Source organism: Polaromonas sp. P1_E1_2 (assembly GCF_056406035.1).
Map to the genome: position 1 here is coordinate 1 of NZ_JBFUAZ010000723.1, position 1,886 is coordinate 1,886.

A 1,886-nucleotide genomic window follows, 5' to 3' on the forward strand; every position below is an offset into this window, starting at 1 on the left:
CGGCCACACGGTGGCCCTGGGTGATCAGGTACAGGCCCAGTACCTCGATGAAGGTGGACTTGCCCACGCCGGGAACGCCGCTGATGCCCAGGCGCATGGCCTTGCCGGTGTGGGGCAGCAGGGCCGTGAGTAACTCGTCTCCCTGGGCGCGGTGGTCGGCGCGGGTGGACTCCAGCAGCGTGATGGCCTTGGCGATGGCGCGGCGCTGCACCATTKGGTCCGGGCCCATGATGGCCTGGAGGAAATCGGGCGCGGCCATCACGCGACCGACTCCGTGGCTGGCCATTCGTAGTGCAAGTCGACACCCTCTTCTCCTTGCAGCACAAAGCCGTGGCGCATATAGAAGCGATTCGCATCGCTCCCTTTCAGCGCAGTCAGCCTGACGGCCAGGCTACGCTCGCGTGCCTGCCTGATCACCTGCCGCAGCACCCACGAACCTATGCCCTGACCGCTGGCGTTGCTGCGCAGATAGAGATGATCGAGCCGCAGGGCTGCATCACCCTCAGGCTTGAGCGTGAAGAAGCCCACGCGATTGCCGTCAAGCAGGATGTGTTGCATGTACGGCGGAAAAAATCCCGCGGACAAGCGCTCGCGCGAGCGCGCAAGATCGAAGCGGCCAACGCGCTCCAGGCTGGGGCGCATGGCATCGATGCGCAAAGCCAGCATCTCCTCGAAATCACCGGCGATAACCGGCTGCAAGGACAGGCGGGAACTGATATCCGTCACCGCAGACTCATTTCGCAACAGCTTTGCGAATCTGCTCCAGCACATCCTTGGCGCTGGCCGGGATCGGCGTGCCCGGGCCGTAGATGCCTTTCACGCCGGCTTCGTACAGCATGTCGTAATCCTGCCTTGGAATCACGCCGCCGACAAACACGATGATGTCRTCGGCGCCCTGCTTCTTGAGCTCGGCGATGATGGCCGGCACCAGYGTCTTGTGGCCGGCCGCCAGCGTRGAGACRCCSACCGCATGCACGTCGTTCTCAATCGCCTGGCGCGCGCACTCTTCGGGYGTCTGGAACAGCGGSCCCATRTCSACGTCAAAGCCCAGGTCGGCAAACGCCGTGGCCACCACCTTGGCGCCGCGGTCGTGGCCGTCCTGGCCGAGTTTGGAGATCATCACGCGTGGACGGCGGCCCTGCTCTTCAGCAAAAGCATTGATTTCGGTCTTGAGAGTTTCCCAGCCCTCGGCCGAGTCATATGCGGCAGCGTACACACCGGTCACCTTTTGTGTATCGGCGCGGTGGCGCCCGTAGACTTTCTCGAGGGCATCGCTGACCTCACCCACCGTGGCGCGCAGACGCACGGCCTTGATGCTAAGGTCCAGCAGATTGCCGTTGTTATTTTCGGCGGCTGCCGTCAAGGCGTCCAGCGCGGCCTGCACAGCAGCGATGTCCCGCTTTGCCTTGATAGCCTTGAGCCGGGTGATCTGCCCGTCGCGCACGGCCACGTTGTCAATGTCGCGCGATTCAATCGCGTCTTCGGTCTTGAGTTTGTACTTGTTGACGCCGACGATGACGTCCTTGCCGCTGTCGATGCGCGCCTGCTTTTCAGCCGCGGCCGCCTCGATCTTGAGCTTGGCCCAGCCGCTGTCGACGGCTTTCGTCATGCCGCCCATGGCCTCGACTTCTTCAATGATGGCCCAGGCGGCGTCAGCCATGTCCTGGGTGAGCTTTTCCATCATGTAGCTGCCGGCCCAGGGATCGATGACGTGGGGAATGTGGGTTTCTTCCTGGATGATGAGCTGGGTGTTGCGAGCGATGCGGGCGCTGAACTCGGTGGGCAGGGCAATCGCTTCGTCAAACGAGTTGGTGTGCAGGCTCTGCGTGCCGCCAAAGACAGCAGCCATCGCCTCGATGGTGGTGCGCACCACGTTGTTGTAAGGG

2 protein-coding genes and 1 pseudogene are annotated in these 1,886 nt (G+C 63.1%); all 3 read right to left on the minus strand.

Annotated features, from left to right (window positions below; all coding sequences use genetic code 11):
- A pseudogene (locus tag AC1D1P_RS22165) lies at nt 1-259 on the minus strand (methylmalonyl Co-A mutase-associated GTPase MeaB); the annotation flags it as partial.
- Nucleotides 259-726: a GNAT family N-acetyltransferase gene (locus AC1D1P_RS22170; protein ID WP_477669120.1), complete on the minus strand. Its 468-nt coding sequence runs from the start codon at nt 724-726 to the stop codon at nt 259-261. The gene AC1D1P_RS22170 and the pseudogene AC1D1P_RS22165, both read right to left, overlap by 1 nt.
- Nucleotides 727-733: 7 nt before the next feature.
- Nucleotides 734-1,886: methylmalonyl-CoA mutase family protein (locus tag AC1D1P_RS22175; RefSeq protein ID WP_477674468.1), on the minus strand; the 1,153-nt coding region annotated here is incomplete at its 5' end.